Source organism: Arthrobacter sp. 131MFCol6.1 (assembly GCF_000374925.1).
In the GTDB taxonomy this organism is placed as follows: Bacteria; Actinomycetota; Actinomycetes; order Actinomycetales; family Micrococcaceae; genus Arthrobacter.
On the sequence record NZ_KB895541.1, the window covers coordinates 614,221 to 631,834 of the forward strand.

The window sequence follows — 17,614 nt, forward strand, 5'->3', positions numbered from 1 at the left end:
TTCCGCCGTCGGCTGCGGGGGAACTCCGGACGGTCCGCCGTCGTGCTCGATCACGACGCCGAATCTCGGGAATGACAGCGGTCAGGGCAGAATGGAGGGCATGACCTCTACGACGTTTGCCCTCGTCCGCCATGGCCAGACGGACTGGAATGCGCAGCGCCGGCTGCAGGGAGCCACCGATATTCCACTGAACGACGTCGGCCGCGGCCAGGCGCGCGACGCCGTCGCCGTGCTGTCGGGCTTCGAATGGGACGCGATCGTGTCCTCACCGCTGAGCCGTGCCGCGGAAACCGCCGACCTCATCGCCGCAGGGCTTGGGCTCAGTGTGGCCCGACGCGTGCCGGAACTCGCCGAGCGCAACTTCGGACCCGCGGAGGGGCTCCAGGCCGGTCCTGAACTGGAAGCACTGCGCATCCCCAATGGGTTCCGCGGAGCAGAAAGCGAGGACGAGGCCGCCGGCCGCGGGCTGGCCGCGCTGGAGGCGCTGGCCGAGGAGTTCCGTGGCCGCCGCGTCCTGGCGGTCGCCCACGGCACGCTCCTGCGCGTGAGTCTCAGCCGCGCCGTCGGCCGCACCCTGGAAAGCATCGACAACGCCGTGCTCAACCTGGCCCACCACCATGCCGTCGACGGCTGGCAGCTCGAATACTTCAACGGCGAGCGGGTCATGGCTGCCGTTTAGGGCTGCGGCTTTGTGCTGCCGCGTGTGGTCAGTGCCGCGCGCGGTCTGACCGCCGTCGTATGCTGAATCGCACAAGCAACGGACAGGAGGCTGAGGTGGCCCAGACGACGGAAACCGGGACGACGGTGGCCGAGGTGATGGCCGGCCTGGCCGACCTCGAGGACCCGAGGATCCGCGAGGTGAACGCCAAGCATGGCGACGACCACGGGGTGAACCTTGGCAAGCTGCGGGCGTTCGCTAAGCGGCTGAAGACCCAGCAGGAGCTGGCATGTGAGCTGTGGGGGACCGGTGATACCGCGGCGCGGCTCCTGGCGCTCCTGATCTGCCGTCCGAAGGCGTTTGATCGTGATGAGTTGGACGTCATGTTGCGCCAGGCGGACACTCCCAAGGTGCAGGACTGGCTGGTCAACTATGTGGTGAAGAAGAACCCGCATGCCGAGGAACTGCGCGTGGCCTGGTTCGACGATCCGGACCCGGTGGTCGCAAGTGCCGGGTGGGCGCTGACCACGGACCGCGTGGCGAAGAATCCGGAGGGCCTCGACCTTGCAGGACTGCTCGACACCATCGAGGCGCAGATGAAGGACGCCCCGGACCGCTTGCAGTGGGCGATGAACCACTGCCTGGCCCAGATCGGGATTGAGCATCCCGCACACCGCGCCCGGGCCATCGGCATCGGCGAGCGCCTGGAGGTGCTCAAGGATTACCCGACGCCCCCGAACTGCACCTCGCCGTTCGCGCCGATCTGGATCACCGAGATGGTGAAGCGACAGGACGCCACAGCGGCGGCAGAGTAAGGGCTGTTGACCTAAATCAGCCGCCGCACAAACCTGCGCGTCATCGGTGACACCACAAACGCTTGACGTGACACCACGGTGGTGTCACTATGGTGGCATGGAACTCGGACAATACGTCAACGACCTACAGCGGCAGTTAGTGGATGCCGCGGAGAACGGCACGGAGGACACCCGCGCCGTCGCCGAGCGGCTCGCCGCCGGACTGGACGCCGCGACCCGGCTTGTGCTCCTCGATGTTCTGTCGGCCGCAGTCGGCGAGATCACCCGCGACCTCGCACCCGGATCGGTTGACATGCGGCTGCGCGGACGCGACGTCGAGTTCGTGGTGACCCAGCCGAACACGGAATCTGACAGTGACGAGCGGCCCGCCGCGCCGCTCGACCTCGACGACGCGAGCACCTCCCGCACGACGCTCCGCCTGCCGGATGCCCTCAAGACGCGGGTGGACGAGGCCGCAGCCGCTGACGGCCTGTCCGTCAACACCTGGCTGGTCCGTGCAGTTGCAGCAGCCCTGCAACCCAAGCAACGACGATCCGCCCAGCGCACGCTGCGCACCGGCGACAACTTCGCCGGCTGGGCCCGCTAGCCCGCTCACCCCACCACCCACCAACCACGCGGACCCGCGTGGTCGATCAAACACACCCAAAAGGAAGGCGCCAGCATGCCCACCTACGACACCCCCACCCCCATCGACCTCGCCATCAAACTGCAGGTCGGCGCAATCGAAATCATCGCCTCTGACCGCGACGACACGGTTGTGACCGTCTCGCCGACTAACCCCGCGAAGGCGGTCGACCGGCGGGGCGCGGAGGAGACCAGGGTCGACGTCGACGGCCAACGGCTCATCATCACCGGCCCCCGGCCCCGCATCAGCTGGATCGGACCAACCGAGTCGGTCGATGTGAAGGTCGAGCTGCCAGCCGGGTCGCGGCTCACCGCCGAAATCGGGGTCGGCGGCGTGCGCACCGTCGGACGCCTCGGCGCAACCCGGATCAAGAGTTCGATGGGCCGCGTGGATCTCGACTCCACCGGCGACCTGTGGCTGCGCGCCTCGCACGGCAACGCCACCCTGGGCACCGCCGAGGGCGGGATCGAGATCACGGCCGACCACGGTCAGATCCGGATCGGCAAGGTCACCGGCGACGCGCTCCTCAAGGCCTCGCACGGCACCATCCTGATCGGGGAGTCCGGCGGCGACCTTGAAGCGAAGCTCTCCTACGGCGACCTCGAGATCACGAAGGCACTCGGCTCCGTCGCGGCGAAGACCGCCTACGGCAGCATCCAGCTCGCAGAGGTCTCGAGTGGTTCCATCCAGGTCGAGAGCGGCTTCGGCCAGGTCACCATCGGCGTGCGGCCCGGCGTTCCCGCCTGGCTCGACCTGTCCTCGAAAGAGGGGCACGTCCGCAACCAGCTCGACAGCGACCGCGCTCCCGGCGCGTCCGAACAGACCGTCGCAGTTCGTGCCCGCACACAGCACGGCGACATCAGCATCCAGCGCGCCCACTGACTCCGGGCCACCAACAGAAGGGAACGAAGCACATGAACACGCCAGCAATCGAAGTCCGCGGGCTGCGGAAGTCCTACGGCACAAAGGCCGTGCTCGACGACGTCGACCTCACCGTGGGCGCGGGCACCGTAACCGCACTGCTCGGCCCGAACGGCGCCGGCAAAACGACGACCGTGCACATCCTGTCCACCCTGGTGCGGCCCGACGGCGGCACGGCACTCGTGAACGGGCGCGACGTCGTGCGCGACCCCGACGGCGTCCGCGCCGCGATCGGCCTGACCGGCCAGTTCTCCGCCGTCGATAAGCTGCTCACCGGCGAGGAGAACCTCATGTTGATGGCCCGGCTGCGCCATCTCGGGGCGAAGCGCTCCAAGAACCGGGCGGCCGAGCTACTGGAGCAATTCGACCTCGTCGAGGCCGCCCGCAAGCCGCTCGCCACCTACTCGGGCGGGATGCAGCGCCGGCTCGACCTCGCGATGACGCTCGTCTCGGCGCCCAGCGTCATCTTCTTGGACGAGCCCACCACGGGCCTGGACCCGCGCAGCCGCCACACCATGTGGGACATCGTCCGCAGCCTGGTGGCGGACGGCACCACCGTGCTGCTCACCACCCAATACCTGGACGAGGCGGACGAGCTCGCGGACCGCATCGCGGTGCTCGACGGCGGCCGCCTCGTCGCCGAGGGGACGCCGGACGAGCTCAAGCGTCTGGTGCCCGGCGGACACATCCGGCTCCGGTTCGCCGACGCCGCGCGGCTCGACGCCGCGTCCCGACTGCTCGGCGAGTCAGCCCGCGATGACGCCGGGCTCTCGCTCACCGTGCCGAGCGACGGCGGTGTCGGCGCGCTGCGCACCGTGCTGGACCGCCTCGACACGGCCAACCTGGAGGTCGACGACCTCAGCATCCACACCCCGGACCTCGATGACGTGTTCTTCGCGCTCACCGGCCGGGTCGAGACGAAGGGAACCGAATCATGACCACGATCACCGCCAAGCGCCAGACGGCGCCGGGCACACGCCAGCAATCACACGTCCTTGCCGACTCGGTGACGATGCTGCGCCGCAACCTGCTGCACATGCTGCGCTACCCGGGCCTGTCGGTGTTCACCATTGTGGGGCCAGTAGTCCTGCTGCTGTTTTTCGTGTTCGTGTTCGGCGGCACGCTCGGGGCGGGCCTGCCAGGCGCGGACCCGGCTGGCGGGCGGGAGGCGTATGTCGCGTACGTCATGCCGGGCATCCTGCTGTTGACCATTGCAGGCAGCGCCGGCGGCATCGCGACGACCGTGTCGATGGACATGACCGAGGGCATCACCGCGCGGTTCCGGACGATGGCGATCTCGCGGGCCGCGGTGCTCGCCGGGCACGTGCTTGGCAATACCATCCAGGCGATCATCGCCGTCGTGCTTGTGCTCGGCGTCGGCCTCCTGATTGGCTTCCGCCCGACCGCCGGGTTTATCGAATGGATCTCAGCCGCCGGTCTGATCGTGCTCATTGCATACGCGATCAGCTGGCTCGGGGTGGCCATGGGCATGCAGGCGAAGTCTGCCGAGACCGCCAGCAATCTGCCCCTCGTGCTGACGTTCCTGCCCTTCCTCAGCAGCGGCTTTGTGCCGACCGAGTCGATGCCGGAGTGGCTGCAGTGGTTCGCGCAGTACCAGCCGTTCACGCCGTTCATCGAGGCCATCCGCGGACTGCTGCTCGGCACCCCGCTCGGGTGGAGCCCGGTGCTGGCAATCGGGTGGTGTGTGGTGATCGTGGTCGCCGGGTACGCCTGGTCGATGGCGATCTACGAGCGCAAGTCGGTGCGCTGAGCCCAGGCTGCACCCGGTCCGTGCGGGCGGTCGCGAGTTCATCGCGGCCGCCCATCCTGTGGCGGTAGGCTGAGGCGTGGAATTACGCCGTCAGGCCGCTCGAGGACGCTGACCTCAGGGAACGGTTCGGCGAAGAATTCCAGCAATACCGCGACACGGTGCGCTGCTGGATCCCGCAAGTGTCGACGGCGCAGCGCTCTTCGGGATGATGTGGAATCAGCCCATCAGCCCCGCTCCCTTAGAACTGGTACAGCGCTTCGGGTCGCTGGACTGTGACAGCGTCATCGGCGCCCTCCATCCAGAGCAAATCGCAGCATTTCCTGCGGTCAAATATGCGCTTGACCTGGTGGGCGTGAACTGGTGTGTGGGGTCACTGACGGTTCTTCACGTCGCTCAGCAAGAATTGGATGATCCGATCCGGGCTCTGCTCGTCAAGCTTCAGGACACGGACTTCCACGTCATAGCCGTCAACGACAGCTGTGGCAGAACATGCCACGTACGTTCCCGTGGAATTGGACGCCAGCGGAGAAGTCTCGCAGTCGCCCTTCACCCTTGCGCCATTCATGGCTTCGTCACTGATGCGCTGCACGTCTGCGGGAGCTACTTTCTGCTCCGTCCGGTAGCTGCGCCACATACTGTTGCAGTCCACGTCATAGCTGATGCAGAAAAGCCCTCCCGTGATGTTCTCTCCGTCCTCGTTCCATCCCGGATCGGGGAGCAGCCGGTCCGAGATCGCAACCATCGGCGCTGTGCCAATAAGATGTGACACCTGAAGCAGCGCTGGCGGCGCAAAGATGACCACCAATAAGATGCAGACGACCTTCAGCCACTTCGGAAGCCTTCGCTTCATGGGCTGCTCCGAACTGCCGGAACTTGTTTCCATCCTCTATTGACGCCCCGCTTCCTACCCCCTTTTGGGGTACTACAACCGTCTGACGAGTAGCCATCTCATAGGGATCAGCCGGCCTCGTAAGGGGTGCGGAAAAGAGTGATTCCCCATTCCGGGTTGTGCAGCACGATTCCGTTCTCCCGCTGTGCGAACTGAAGCGGAGCCTGAAGGTACCGTTTCATCCGGGCCTGTTCCTGGTCCCACGGGAAGCTGCATGTGCCCAGAAAACTTTCCAGTGTCCCGGGATCCGGCGTGATCGTTTCGCCGGCAATGCTGACCCTGACCGCATACGAAGCACAGGGGACGCGCACGGTCATCAACGTGCGGCCGCCAACGCTGCCGAACCGTATCGCGTAATCGCCAGAGCTCAAGCCCGGACCACTGGGCACAGAAGCGGGCACCATGGAACCCGATGTGAAGTACTGGCACTCCAGCGCTCCGTTGGCCAGGGCGTTCCCTGCACGCTGTGGCAGACAGTCATCTACCCCCTGCCCGGGGGCTGGCGGAATCGGCGGAACCGGGGCGAGGGTCATGCCGGGCGACAGTCCGGCGCCCGTCGACGGTGCGGCCGTGGCGGCGGGCGGCTTGGTGACCGCTTGTTCTCCGGCCGATGTGCTAAGTGGGGGAGTAGACGCGCAGGCCGCGGTTAGCGCGACGACGGCGAGGCACGTTAGGGACAGCAGTGTCGGCGTCGTGCGTATTCCATTACGGGCGGGTCCCCCGGGCGCGGCCATGATCCGAACACTAGGGGTTTGGGGCATGTCCGTGCAACAAGCTCCCGCCGGCTAGGCGACCGGGGCCGATGAGCTCTGCTGCTGGTGATGGTCCAGGACGTCCCGGGCGGTGGTCCACGTCCGGCTGCCGTACCGGTCGTTGCTGATGTAATTCAGGGTCGCGTCGCCGCTGAACATGCTGGCGAAGTACTGCATGCCCTGCCACGGCGGGAAGGGCTTGTCGGAGGCCGGCATGAGGGCTTTGACTGCCCGGCTCATTGCAGTCAAGGAACCGACGCTGCCCGCGTAGAGGAGCCGGAATTGCGTTCCGGTCAGCTCGGACATGGTGGCTGCCAGGGTCCTTGCCGTGACCTGGTCTCCGGCGATCTGGAGAACGCGGGGCGCCCGCCCGTCGAGGGCAGCGGCGGCGGTGTAGGCGGCCGTGTCGTCCTTCGTGGTGAAGTCGAGCACCTGATCGGGGTCGGACCAGAAGAGCACCCGGCGCCGGGAGAACAGGATCATGGGTGCCTGCCCGGAGAGCATGTCGGTGAAGGCGCCGTTGAGGATGGACGTGGCCCGGATTTCGGTGGCGTCCAGGCGCTGTGCGAAGTCTCGGCGGAACTGCAAGTTCCGGTTGCTTCGGGGGCGGATTCCACGGTAGTCGATGGAGAAATCGGAAGGGATGAAGCGCGGTACGCCCACCGCGGCCGCCGCCTCCAGCAAGCGCGATTGGGCGTCGAAAATTGCGCTGTCCAGGCCGTTGATCGCGGAGACTACGCAGCCAACATCCGCGCAGGCCTTTCGGAGACCCGCCGGATCGTCGTAGCCCGCCTGGATCACTTCGACGCCCTGGGCGCGGAGCTGCGCAATCCGCTCCGTACTGGTCCCTGGCCGTGTGAGGACCCGAACGGTGGCCCCCAGGGCGACCAAATTCCGAAGAATACGCCCGCCGAGATCGCCGGTGGCGCCGGCAAGAAGGACGGTGCCCGGACTGGGAGTCGTCGGAATCATGTTGGCACCTCTAGTGACGTCGGGCGGAACGGGATAGTGGGCTAAAGACTACCAACGGCAGGGCAGCTGCGATTCCCGGGTGCGACTCAAACCATCCCCAAGCCGGAATGATCAGCGGATCCGTTGCACGTCAGTTGCGGGGCGCCCTAACTCCAGCGGTGGGATTCCAGCGCGCGAAGCAGGGGAGCGGGGTCACTTTTCAGGTGGTCGACGGGGCGGGACCCGCCGAGTTCCCGCGAGGGGGTGACCATCCAGGCCGTGAAGTAGTTGTGCGGAACCTTCAGTTCTAGCGCGCGCTGAAAAAGGTCGACGACGGTTGGGTGGAGGTGGCCGCCGGCGATGAATTGGAATCCCGGGCAGAACGTGCCGTCGTCAATGAAGACGCGGACGAGCTGCTGCATTACCGGCTCGGGGTCGTCCATCAGTTCGGTGAGGCGGCGGCGGACCTGTTCCAAGGCGGGCAGCGTGAATTCTGCCCTGATCCCTGCCCAAGTCTGGTCGTTGATCGGCTGACGGTTCAGTGCCACCGTTGCCTAGCCGCCGTCGCTGATGTCGTCCAGGAGCCACTGGACGGAGCGCGGATTCCGGCGCAGCGTGAAGGTGCGCAGCGACGAATTCGACCCCAGCCGGGCCGAGACGCGCCAGTATTCGCTACTGGCCAGGTTGGCGCCGCCAGCAGCGGCCAAGGGTCGGGTGGCTTGCCGGCTGTCGCCGCCGATCCAGTGCCGGGACTCGGTGGCGGGATCGACAATCCAGATCCGTCCGTCGTGCCGGATGGCGAGAGGCTTGCCAGCCGGGTCGAGCCGGACCTGAAGGTCAAGGGTTCGTGCGGGGATTTCGGTGCTGAGGGTCATGGGGTGGTCTTTCGTGGTGCGGTGCTGCGGGGTGTGTTGGTCTTAGGCGGCTTTGACGAGGGGGAGTTCGTCCCAGTGGGTGGTGTAGCGGGGGGAGAGCATGTCCCGTTTCATGGTCCAGTCCGGCCCGCCCCGTATGCCGGCGTGGCCGAGGCCGATGGAGCCGCGCCCGTACCGGCGGGTCACGTCTTCCAGGAGGGTTCCGATGCGGCGTTCCTCGTGCGGGTTTTCGAACAGGGCCAGCGGTGCCTGGTTGCCGGTGGGCCGCAGGTCGGTGACCATGATGCCGGCCCGGGCGTACTTGATGCCTTCCTGGATGTGGGGGAGGAGTGCGTGGGCGGCCCGGGTGAGCAGGACGGGATCGGCGGTGGGCATCGGCAGCGGCACGCACACCGAAGGGTAGGAAGTGTCGTTCGGGTTGAAGTGCGAGGTGCCGGCGAAGGCGGTGAGGACCTTGGCCTGGAGGCCGTGTTTGGCCAGCCGTGCCGAGGCCTGCTGGCCGTAGACGCTCATGACCTGCCGCATGCCGGCGGCGGTGGTGATGGGGGTGGCGAAGGAGCGCGAGAAGATGAGCTGGTCCCGGCCGATCCGTTCTTCCTCCATCGGGATGCACGGCGTGCCCTGCAGTTCCAGGACGGTGCGCATCATGACCACGGAGAAGCGGTCCCGGATCATCACCGGGTCGGCCCGGGACAGGTCAAGGATGGAATGGAGCCCTAGGGCATTGAGGCGTTTGGTCAGCCGCGTCGCGACGCCCCAGATTTCGATTACGGACAGCCGGCCCATGAGCGCTTCCCGGGCGGCGGCGGGCACGGAGTCCCAGTGGCAGACCCCGTCGAAGGCGGGGTTGTGCTTGGCCCATTTGTTGGCCAGTTTCGCCAGGGTCTTGGTCCCGGCGATCCCGACGCAGACCGGAACCCCGACGTTGCGCCGCACGGCTGCCTTCATGGTCCGGCCCAGGGCCAGCAGGTCCGTCGGGGTGCCTTTGACGCCGAGGAAGGCCTCGTCGATGCTGTAGACCTCCAGCCAGGCGCTGTAGCGGCCGAGCAGTTCCATCACCCGGGCGCTGATGTCCCCATAGAGCTCGTAGTTGCTGGACAGCGCAACGAGTCCCCATTCCCGGGCCCGCGGGGCGAGTTTGAACCACGGCTCACCCAGGGCGATGCCGAGGGCCTTGGCTTCCAGGGACCGGGTGACGGCGCAGCCGTCGTTGTTGGACAGGACGACGACGGGCCGGCCTTCGAGGGACGGGTCGAATGCTCGCTCGGCCGAGGCGTAGAAGCAGTTCACGTCCACGTGCGCGATCTGCGGCATCCTCCGCATCGGGGCGGGCTTAGACATGGTCTGCCTCAAACATGGTGCAGGCAGCGGGTCGCGACGCCCCAGATGACAAGATCCGACAAGGATGGCACCCGGATGTCCGGGTACGCCGGATTCTCCGCCTGCAGCACGACGCCGGCGGCCGTGATCCGGAGCCGCTTGATGGTCAATTCCCCGTCCAGGACGGCGATGACTACGGACCCGTCCTTGGGCTCCAGGGCCCTGTTCACGATCAGTTCATCGCCGTCGCTGATGCCGGCGCGTTCCATCGAGTCTCCGGAGACCCGCACGACGTAGGTGCTGGTGATGTCCTTGATCAGGTGCTCGTTCAGGTCGATCCGCCCATCAAAGTAGTCCTGCGCCGGCGAGGGGTACCCGGCCGCGACGGGGACCGGCGAGATCAGCACCGACAACAACGACATGCCCGCATCTATCACGCGGGGACCGACAACAACGCCCACAACACACCCTTATTCGAATATATGTTCGATACGTTCAGTGTAGCCGGATTGGCCGACAAAAGATGGACTCTGCCCCATTGCAGACACTCAGTGGCTCTTTGCGGGCCCCCTGACATCCAACCGGCGCCCGGGCACTCTCTCGAAGCGACGCGGCGTTTGGCATCAGCCTCAGGCAGGGCGGACTCGGCCCTGGGGCTCGCCCGCAAGTGGCATGCCATCGTCGAAGGAAGCAGCGGAACCTGAGTGAGGTCAGAGTTGTTCTTATGACCACAAAGGCGCACGGAATTGTTCAGCCCCAGAAGGGTGAGTTGCGGGGGACAAAGAATGGACAAGAATTGCCGATTAGAGTGCTGGCAGAAAGACCATCTACCTGCGGTGATACGCGTGGCTCCGGTTCTGGCCGGGTTCAAATAGCTGGCAATTCGCTAGCTGGGGGGAGATTCACATGTTTGTAGTCGAAGCGACTAAGGACGGCCGCGATCACCGTGTCATCGACAGGGACGCCAACGTCTACCTAAAGTGGCTAGTCGCTGGTGGGCCATACTTCACCGAAGTTTTCAGTCTGGTGCACGCCGGGGGAAGCATCCCCTTCACCACGGCTCGTGAGGAGGGCATTGACGCCGAGTCCGCGCTGCCCTACTTCGTTTATAGATTCCTAACGTTTGGCAGCGCGCCGAAGGCACACAGAAATACGAAACATTTGGTTAACCGCACCTTCGATGATGAAGTCGAAAAGCGGTGCTGGAAGGAAGTCGCCACAGAAGCACTTCTGGTTTTTGGGTGGGCCTACAACGGGCTGAAAGCGCCACATCCGAGCTACACGCGCGTTGATCTAGACGGGAAAATTTACACCCTCAAAGACTTCGGCTACGCTCTCAACTCCAAATAGGGCCATCGCCGGAGGGACCCTCCCGCAGGCAGGCTGGAATACGACGGTGATTTCCGACGTCGTGCCTGAACAAATCGCGGAACTGAAGACGCAGCCCGAGGGCGACATCCCGGATATCCGGATGAACCTCAGGCTCAAGGGGACGCGGTCGTTCGGCAACGGCGTCGTTCTGCTCCACTACCCGTGCGACGGCGCCGCCGCGTCCGCCGGGGACGTCCGAGGGCTCAGGGTCAGCTTGTCAGCGGATTACGCGATAGCGCACGTGGGTGACGAGGCTGGAACCGCTCACGGCCGTCGGCTCAAGCTTGAGGTCCGTCACGCCGTCCAGCAGCCGTTCGCCCGCACCCAGGACTATGGGCGCAATGTGGAGCCGCAGCTCGTCGATCAGCCCCGCCGAAAGGAATTGTCGGGCGGTCTGCGCTCCGCCGGCTATGGCCACGTCCTTGCTGCCAGCGGCCTTCCGCGCCTGGGCAAGCGCCGATTCGATCCCATCGGCCACGAAGTTGAACGTGGTGCCGCCCTCCATCTCCAGGGGCTCGCGGGGGTGATGGGTAAGAACGAACACAGGTGCGTGATAGGGCGGTTCCTCTCCCCACCATCCCCGCCATTGCTCATCCCATGCCCCGGGACCGGCGTACATGTTCCGGCCCATGATGTAGGCGCCGGCCGCGAGGATGCCTTCGAGCTCGGCTGCGTTGGACTCGGCTTCCTCGAACATCCACCTGTGCAGGAGCTCTCCGCCCTCACCCAGGGGTTCCGCCATGCTTTGGTTCGGACCGGCGAGGAATCCGTCGAGGGAGATGGTCAGATCGCACGTGACTCGGCTCATGCGCCCATCATGTCACCACTCGGAGGGGCACCGACAAGACCTATCTGGCAGGCATACCAGCCGGTTTGGAAGACTCCGGTTTGCGCGGGTGAGGGCAGGTCAGCCGATCCGCTCGGCCAGCGACACGATGATCCCCTCCGGACCGCGCACATAGGCCATGCGCCAGATGTGCTCGTACTGGCCGATGTCGCCGACCAGCCCGTAGCCGTCCGCGGCCAGCCGGTCGACGACCGCTTGGAGGTCGTCGACCTCGAAGGCCACGTTGCGCAGCCCCAGCTCATTGGCCATCGCCGCGGGCGATCCAGGCCGGTGGTCGGGCCGGACAAAGCTCGAAAGCTCCAGCCGGGTACCTCCGTCGGGCGCCCGCAGCATGACGATCTCGGTACGGGAGCCGGGGATGCCGATGACCGTGTCGAGGAACTCGCCCTCGACGAACATCGGCGTGCCCTCGACCTCGAGTCCCAGCCCGACGAAGAACGCCGTCACCTCTTTGAGATCGGCAACGGTGATGCCAACATGATCGAAACGCCGTAAATGTGACATGAGGTCCAACCTCCGTTGTTCGTCTTGTCGATCCATCCGAATGACGGAGCCGACAGGGATTCTCAACACACTCTTGGGCGCAATCCATCAGCGCCATGATTGAACAATCCCAAGGATTGGCAGAGCGGGTCAACGTTGTTCGGGGGCCTTCGACGACAACGTCCGGGAATGTCGCACGTGGGAAGCGAGTGTCTCCGCTAATGTCACGTTATGCAACCTCTTCGTCGATTCCCGCCGGCTCTCTATGCCGATGCTCTCGAGTCCTGGACGTTCATCGATCTTGCCGACAAGCGTCCCCTTTTCACGTCGCCGTTCGGTGACGTGTTCTTTCAAACGGAGAGCGGATTCTGGTTCCTCGACGTCATTGCCGGCGACCTTACTCGTTTGTGGTCGAGCGAGGGTGACCTGAGCGCGGAACTGAACTCGCGCGAGGGGCAAGACGACTACCTCATGATCGGTTTGGCCCACCAGGCAGAGAACGCGGGCCTCCAACCGGGCGCGGCCGAGATCTACGGTTTTCGCATACCACCAGTTCTCGGAGGTCCGACCGAACTTAGCAACGTCGAGTTAGGCGATTTCGTCGTGACCCTGAACATTGCTGGCCAGATTCACAATCAGGTCCGAACTCTTCCGCCCGGAACACCGATCGGCGGAATTTCCCTGGCCTAAAGGTGGAGTACGTAGGCACATTGGCTGCGTGGCCTGAATAGTCGGGGGAGAGGGGAGCGTGATGCATCAGATTCCACAGTTTGAAGCTCATGGAGATTTATGGCGCACACACGGTGCGTCGCGTGCTGATCAGACTCGAGCTATTGACTGTGCAGCACAACGATAGGTGACGGACCTCTTCCGTGACGCGTCGTGAGGGGGAGGGCCTGAACGGTCGATCTTGCGTCAGATGCAATAAGCCTAGATCTACTGGGAACCCTGCGTATGGAGTTGGTGCGTATTCGCCTCGGAACAGGCGCTCAATTTTGGGCGTCGTTGCGATTCATTAACGTCCGGCCGCGCCTTGCTCGAGGGCTCGAAGAGCTCCAGGAAGTGCGTAGACACTGTTGACGAAACCTAGCTGTATGTCGAGATCGGGCCGAACCGTCCCTTGCCCAAGGCCCCAGACTTTGGTCCCCCTCCGTCGTATCCAGTCGGTCGTCCGGTTGACCCAGCGCTCATAATCCGTCGATATTGCTGCCATTGCGTCGGCCTGCGATCCGAGCTGGCTGACGCCTATGACGTCGGTTCCGATTTCGGCGGGGACCCAGAGAAGCACCGGGGAAGCATTCGAGTCCACCAAAGCTTCGTCCAGGGCAGGCCGCAACCGGTCCCAATTGAGCCTATTGAAGACGCCAGCTTTCGTAGGCTGATCCATCGCGCGGTCACCCGGGTGGGTCGGCAGTGGTGGGCCGAGGACCCGGTTGGCTAACATCACTTGCGGGACGGCGAGGGCCTCCTCACGGCTGAGGGCATCCAGGGGACTTCGAACAACTGGCCACGGATGCAATGTGACCGTGTGCGGTTCTCCCAAGTAGTCCAGCAGCGTCGCCTGGTCCTCCAGGGTCGCGAAGTAGAAAGCGGCAGTTACCATGCTTGGTAGTCTCGCACGACGTCGCTTTATAGTGCCCTGTCCAGGTGCGCTCACTGGATCAATGCGTCCACGCCTATCCAGACACCTGAACCGGGGAGTGCGTATCACCGGGTCTCAATCTGCAGAGTCTCTACTGGCAACCGCGCACATTCAATTCTGGACTAATCAGGGCAGTTACACTGGACGGCGCCTTAGCCGTATTGTCGATAAATCGTCCACACGTAGCATCCGGCGAGCAGATAGCCTGTCGTCCACGCCACCGAAAATGGCCACATGGATGCCCGCTGTTGCTCGGATAGGGGCTTGGCCCTTGTGCCTCTTGCTGGACTCAGATCATTGACGGGGTATGGCACCTTCAGCGAAAAGAGCGGCAGCGACAGTATGAGAACCCCTGCGGAGGCGTATGCAAGGGCCGGGACTCCGTAAAAGCCCGTCATCGGTGGCAGTAGTAGCGATATCAGCGTCATTATTGAAATCGCCATCGGGTGGTAACAGTGCATATTCGTTTGCGAATTAACCTGTGCCCGGCCACGGAGTCCGCTTCGGCGCTCTAAGGGCAGGGCGATAGTGCAGCCCGATTCTGTCGAGTGGGTTAGCAGTGAGCCAATGTGCCGCCGCGGTCAGCGGCCTGACACTAGACCAACGACGGCACAGACGACGCCGAGCGCGATCCACGATCCCGCCATGAGCCGCACTATTCGGACGTTGCGCCGTTTGAATGCCGGCCTGTCTAGACTTGGCTGCAACCACTCCGCCCGGATTCTCGCTGCGCGATCAGTGAGGGCCCGTGAAATGGCGAAGACAAAAATGCCAGCTCCCATCACCACCAGACCGAATAAGGTTCCGGGCGCCATGTGTACTCCCTAACCCTTTCTGATGAGCGTACCGTCAGCGTGCAGCATATCGAGACCGCGGATCCGCTGCTGCAGTGGCGCGCTTTGTGTGACTTGGTAGCTGTAGCCGAGCATTTCGGCTACGAGCGGGGGACTTCGGTAGCGAGCGCGCGGAGGGATGCGTTCCGTGCCAAGGAGGTTGATGCTCAGTTCCCTGAAGCGCTCAATAAGTGTGTATTGGGGTGGATGTGCCGGCCGGGCCGGTAACCAGGGAACAGCCACTCGCTGCCGGAACTGCTCCCTGTTCGCATGTTTCGGTCGCGAAGCCAGATGTTCTACGAGCAACGACGCCAACGGCTCCGGGATGGGCGAGGGGTCGCCTTCGCCGAGGGACAGGCGGAGACCGTTGGGCGCGATGATCACATCAGTACTTTTCTTCGCGGCGATGTTCACGACTGGTTGGGCGTAGAGCAGCAGGAGCGTGGCGGCCACCGGTAGGGCAGGGTGTCGACGTCGTCGGTGAGGCAGGCCTTGAGCATGGCGAGCCGCTGTTCCTGACTCAGCAACGGCATGGTTTTGGCTTGGCGGTGGCCGATGGTGATGTTGGTGCAGGTCCGGTTCTTGACCGCCCAGATGAAGAAGGTCCGAATGGCGTGCCTGGTGGTCGGGTCAACGGCCAGCCGGATGTTAGCGGCGAGACATGGGAATCCCATGCGGGCGCTGTTTCATGCCTTCCCCTGCCTAGAAGCGGCAGGTACGCTCGCGGTGAGAAACACTGGGGGAAAATTCCGCATGGACGTTGAGGGAACAGGCAAGGGTAGGTCCAGCAAGGCGACGTGGCAGTCCGTCTACTCCATGCTCGGGCCCTTGAAAATCGCCAATCTCACGATGCTGGTAGCCATTATCTTGGCCGTCGTGTTCCAACCCAAAGCTAATGATCCGAGCACCTATTGGGCAGCAACTATGGTGGCCTTCGTTATGCTCGTGGCCGGCTTTTTCCTGGTTCGGGGAGGGCTCCGGTTGAAGCGCGTCCGGTCATCGGCCGCGGAGAACCGGCGGCGTATCGCGGCGGCTCTTCCCCTGGACCCAGAAGACCCCGAAGACCAAATAGGCAGGGGCAGATAAGCCGCCCCCAGGGGAGACTCAGATTCGTCGAACTCTGCTCCCGGTTCCCGCGATCGATTGCCTTACGTCCCGCGGCCAGGACCCGTTCAACTTCGAGGTCGGCCAGATAGACGAAGCCTTGCAGCTCTGCTCGGGTGAAGGGCCGTTTGACGGGTGCCTGCTCATTGTTCTGGGCGTGCCGGGCCCGGTTGAATTCGGTGATGATCTGGGCGGGGGAGCGGCCGAACCCCTGAAGGCAGACCCGGTCCCATTCATTGTCCGGACCGGTCAGGAAGTCGCAGAACACCTTCAGATGGGTCTGGTACCGCGCGGATGGCGGCGAACGCCAGATTCAGGATCGAGCGCTCGTGGGCGAAGAACTCGTCGGCATCGCCGACGCTCAAGTCCCACGGAAAATGCCCGGTGTGGTCCACGAACCGGCGGACCAGGCTTTCACGTCCCCGGATCGTACCAGCCGTTTACAAGCCCGGCCTGATTCCCGACGAACCGCAGAACAGGATCAGATCCCTGTCACGGCGCGGACTTCGTCGTCCAGGCAGTCGAGGCCGGGGAGTGCGTATCACCGGGTCCTAATCTGCAGATTCTGCGCTGAATCACTTCTACTTGACATAATGTTGATTATCGGCGCTTGAATAGTCAGAGGTGGAGTGGCTGCCGAACTCCCGTATGAGATGAGTTTTTGTGGCATTGACGTCCGGTGGACATCGACGAAATTCCTGCCGGATTGCGGGCCGGTGAAAAGCAGATCAGCATCACGACGCGGCGTTCCTCCAGCAATGCCGAGGCGATGCTGTCCCGGGCTGTCGCATCCTGGGTATCGCTGAGTCAGTTTTCTGAATGTGCGTTCAGGGACATTCCGAGCTGGATCAGCTTCGAGTGGAAAACTCCCGAGCGCCCGGCCGGCAAAATGCTTTGTTGAGACGTCGCGCTTTCACTGAGGCAGAGATGCAGCGGCTTTCGACCATATCGACTATCTCATCGACGGCGAGTACGCTGCCGGCGGCAAGCTCCCGCTGCGGCTGTTCCGCGACTTGGCGGCATTCACTGGTTTAGGACCCGGACGGCGGTCCGTTCTGACCATCCCCGACTGCCCCGGTGTCTCCCCCGGACGACACAATCACCAACAGTTACCCAGCGCAACGTCTTGGCAGCGTCTTCAACACGGGGGCTGCACGGCTCGGAACCGAGCACGAGACCACCTAACTCGCGCTCGTAGCCATTACCGCGGAGGCGCTCGGCTACTCCCCCATCACCATTAAGTGCCATGCGACGGATTCAGGGGGCCTGCACGTCGGGACACCGATGCCCTGAATGACGTTCAGCGGAGCTCCTCGACCAGCCCGATGATGATCCCGGCCGGGCCGCGGACATAGCAATACCGGTAGATGTCCCCGTACTGCGCCACCTCCCCCACGAGTTCGGCGCCGTGGGCGCGCAGGCGCTCGAAGACGTCGTCGACGGCGTCGACAGCGAACGTGAGGCGAGGGATGCCCGGTGTGTTGATCGGCGCCCTCGGCGCCGGACTGGTGGCCACCGGCGTGTGGAACGTCGACAGCTCGACCCGGCCATGGCCGTCCGGTGTCCGCACGACGGCGAGGTCCGCTCGGACGCCGTCAAGGCCGACGAGCTGGTCCACCCATTCACCCTCGACCGCTGCCTCGCCCTCCAGTTCCAGTCCCAGTTCGACGAAGAACGCGATAGCGGCCGCGAGATCCTCGACCACAACTCCGACGTGATCCATCCTGTAAATCGTCATGCCCCAGAGCTTAGGTGAC

At 64.3% G+C, this 17,614-nt stretch carries 21 protein-coding genes; 10 read left to right on the forward strand and 11 right to left on the reverse strand.

Going from position 1 to position 17,614, the window contains the following annotated elements; all coding sequences use genetic code 11:
• The first annotated feature begins 100 nt into the window (after positions 1–100).
• From C566_RS0102935 to C566_RS0102960, 6 genes are all read left to right on the forward strand, one after another.
• Positions 101–679, forward strand: coding sequence for a histidine phosphatase family protein (locus tag C566_RS0102935; protein WP_018772838.1), 579 nt, complete (start codon positions 101–103; stop codon positions 677–679).
• Between the two features lie 137 nt (positions 680–816).
• The gene (locus C566_RS0102940; protein WP_231386268.1) at positions 817–1,473 is read left to right on the forward strand and encodes a DNA alkylation repair protein; all 657 of its coding nucleotides are present in this window, start codon (positions 817–819) and stop codon (positions 1,471–1,473) included.
• 97 nt (positions 1,474–1,570) lie between these two features.
• Positions 1,571–2,059, forward strand: a complete 489-nt coding sequence (locus C566_RS0102945) for a hypothetical protein (protein WP_018772840.1) — start codon at positions 1,571–1,573, stop codon at positions 2,057–2,059.
• A 75-nt stretch (positions 2,060–2,134) separates the two neighbouring features.
• Positions 2,135–2,980: a DUF4097 family beta strand repeat-containing protein gene (locus C566_RS0102950; RefSeq protein ID WP_018772841.1), complete on the forward strand. Its 846-nt coding sequence runs from the start codon at positions 2,135–2,137 to the stop codon at positions 2,978–2,980.
• A 32-nt stretch (positions 2,981–3,012) separates the two neighbouring features.
• Positions 3,013–3,957, forward strand: coding sequence for a daunorubicin resistance protein DrrA family ABC transporter ATP-binding protein (locus C566_RS0102955; protein ID WP_020608499.1), 945 nt, complete (start codon positions 3,013–3,015; stop codon positions 3,955–3,957).
• A complete protein-coding gene (locus C566_RS0102960; protein WP_018772844.1) occupies positions 3,954–4,790 on the forward strand; it encodes an ABC transporter permease in 837 nt (278 codons plus the stop codon). Before C566_RS0102955 ends, C566_RS0102960 begins: the two co-directional genes overlap by 4 nt.
• Before the next feature lie 370 nt (positions 4,791–5,160).
• Here C566_RS0102960 and C566_RS0102965 read toward each other — a convergent pair whose 3' ends face one another.
• From C566_RS0102965 to C566_RS0103000, 7 genes are all read right to left on the reverse strand, one after another.
• Positions 5,161–5,640 (reverse strand): hypothetical protein, encoded by a 480-nt coding sequence (locus C566_RS0102965; RefSeq protein WP_155846725.1) that lies wholly within the window; start codon positions 5,638–5,640, stop codon positions 5,161–5,163.
• Between the two features lie 107 nt (positions 5,641–5,747).
• Positions 5,748–6,050: a hypothetical protein gene (locus tag C566_RS0102975; protein ID WP_155846726.1), complete on the reverse strand. Its 303-nt coding sequence runs from the start codon at positions 6,048–6,050 to the stop codon at positions 5,748–5,750.
• Positions 6,051–6,464: 414 nt separating this feature from the next.
• Positions 6,465–7,403: an NmrA family NAD(P)-binding protein gene (locus C566_RS0102980; protein WP_043465681.1), complete on the reverse strand. Its 939-nt coding sequence runs from the start codon at positions 7,401–7,403 to the stop codon at positions 6,465–6,467.
• Positions 7,404–7,549: 146 nt separating this feature from the next.
• Entirely contained in the window at positions 7,550–7,930 is a 381-nt protein-coding gene (locus C566_RS0102985; protein ID WP_018772849.1) for a hypothetical protein, read from the reverse strand.
• 6 nt (positions 7,931–7,936) lie between these two features.
• Positions 7,937–8,257: a hypothetical protein gene (locus C566_RS0102990; RefSeq protein WP_018772850.1), complete on the reverse strand. Its 321-nt coding sequence runs from the start codon at positions 8,255–8,257 to the stop codon at positions 7,937–7,939.
• Between the two features lie 42 nt (positions 8,258–8,299).
• Positions 8,300–9,598, reverse strand: a complete 1,299-nt coding sequence (locus C566_RS0102995) for a Y-family DNA polymerase (protein ID WP_196802324.1) — start codon at positions 9,596–9,598, stop codon at positions 8,300–8,302.
• An 8-nt stretch (positions 9,599–9,606) separates the two neighbouring features.
• Positions 9,607–10,038: a LexA family protein gene (locus C566_RS0103000; protein WP_026266320.1), complete on the reverse strand. Its 432-nt coding sequence runs from the start codon at positions 10,036–10,038 to the stop codon at positions 9,607–9,609.
• A gap of 445 nt (positions 10,039–10,483) precedes the next feature.
• Here C566_RS0103000 and C566_RS0103005 point away from each other — a divergent pair, with 445 nt between their 5' ends.
• A complete protein-coding gene (locus tag C566_RS0103005) occupies positions 10,484–10,927 on the forward strand; it encodes a hypothetical protein (protein ID WP_018772853.1) in 444 nt (147 codons plus the stop codon).
• 238 nt (positions 10,928–11,165) lie between these two features.
• Here the strand turns inward: C566_RS0103005 and C566_RS0103010 are convergent, their stop codons facing one another.
• Together C566_RS0103010 and C566_RS0103015 are read right to left on the reverse strand one after the other, a co-directional pair.
• Complete coding sequence (locus C566_RS0103010) at positions 11,166–11,756, reverse strand: dihydrofolate reductase family protein (protein WP_018772854.1); 591 nt, start codon at positions 11,754–11,756, stop codon at positions 11,166–11,168.
• A 99-nt stretch (positions 11,757–11,855) separates the two neighbouring features.
• The gene (locus tag C566_RS0103015) at positions 11,856–12,299 is read right to left on the reverse strand and encodes a VOC family protein (RefSeq protein ID WP_018772855.1); all 444 of its coding nucleotides are present in this window, start codon (positions 12,297–12,299) and stop codon (positions 11,856–11,858) included.
• 210 nt (positions 12,300–12,509) lie between these two features.
• On the opposite strand from C566_RS0103015, the gene C566_RS0103020 reads away from it, so the two are divergent.
• Positions 12,510–12,968, forward strand: a complete 459-nt coding sequence (locus tag C566_RS0103020; protein ID WP_018772856.1) for a T6SS immunity protein Tdi1 domain-containing protein — start codon at positions 12,510–12,512, stop codon at positions 12,966–12,968.
• A 2,195-nt stretch (positions 12,969–15,163) separates the two neighbouring features.
• Here C566_RS0103020 and C566_RS21975 read toward each other — a convergent pair.
• Complete coding sequence (locus tag C566_RS21975) at positions 15,164–15,427, reverse strand: hypothetical protein (RefSeq protein WP_026266322.1); 264 nt, start codon at positions 15,425–15,427, stop codon at positions 15,164–15,166.
• Positions 15,428–15,506: 79 nt separating this feature from the next.
• Here C566_RS21975 and C566_RS0103040 point away from each other — a divergent pair, with 79 nt between their 5' ends.
• Both C566_RS0103040 and C566_RS0103045 read left to right on the forward strand, forming a co-directional pair.
• Positions 15,507–15,839 carry a hypothetical protein gene (locus C566_RS0103040; protein ID WP_018772858.1) on the forward strand — a complete coding sequence of 111 codons (333 nt, stop codon included), beginning with the start codon at positions 15,507–15,509 and terminating at the stop codon, positions 15,837–15,839.
• Positions 15,840–16,536: 697 nt separating this feature from the next.
• Positions 16,537–16,758 (forward strand): hypothetical protein, encoded by a 222-nt coding sequence (locus tag C566_RS0103045; RefSeq protein WP_018772859.1) that lies wholly within the window; start codon positions 16,537–16,539, stop codon positions 16,756–16,758.
• Positions 16,759–17,157: 399 nt separating this feature from the next.
• Here the strand turns inward: C566_RS0103045 and C566_RS0103050 are convergent, their stop codons facing one another.
• A complete protein-coding gene (locus tag C566_RS0103050; protein ID WP_026266323.1) occupies positions 17,158–17,595 on the reverse strand; it encodes a VOC family protein in 438 nt (145 codons plus the stop codon).
• Positions 17,596–17,614 lie beyond the last annotated feature (19 nt).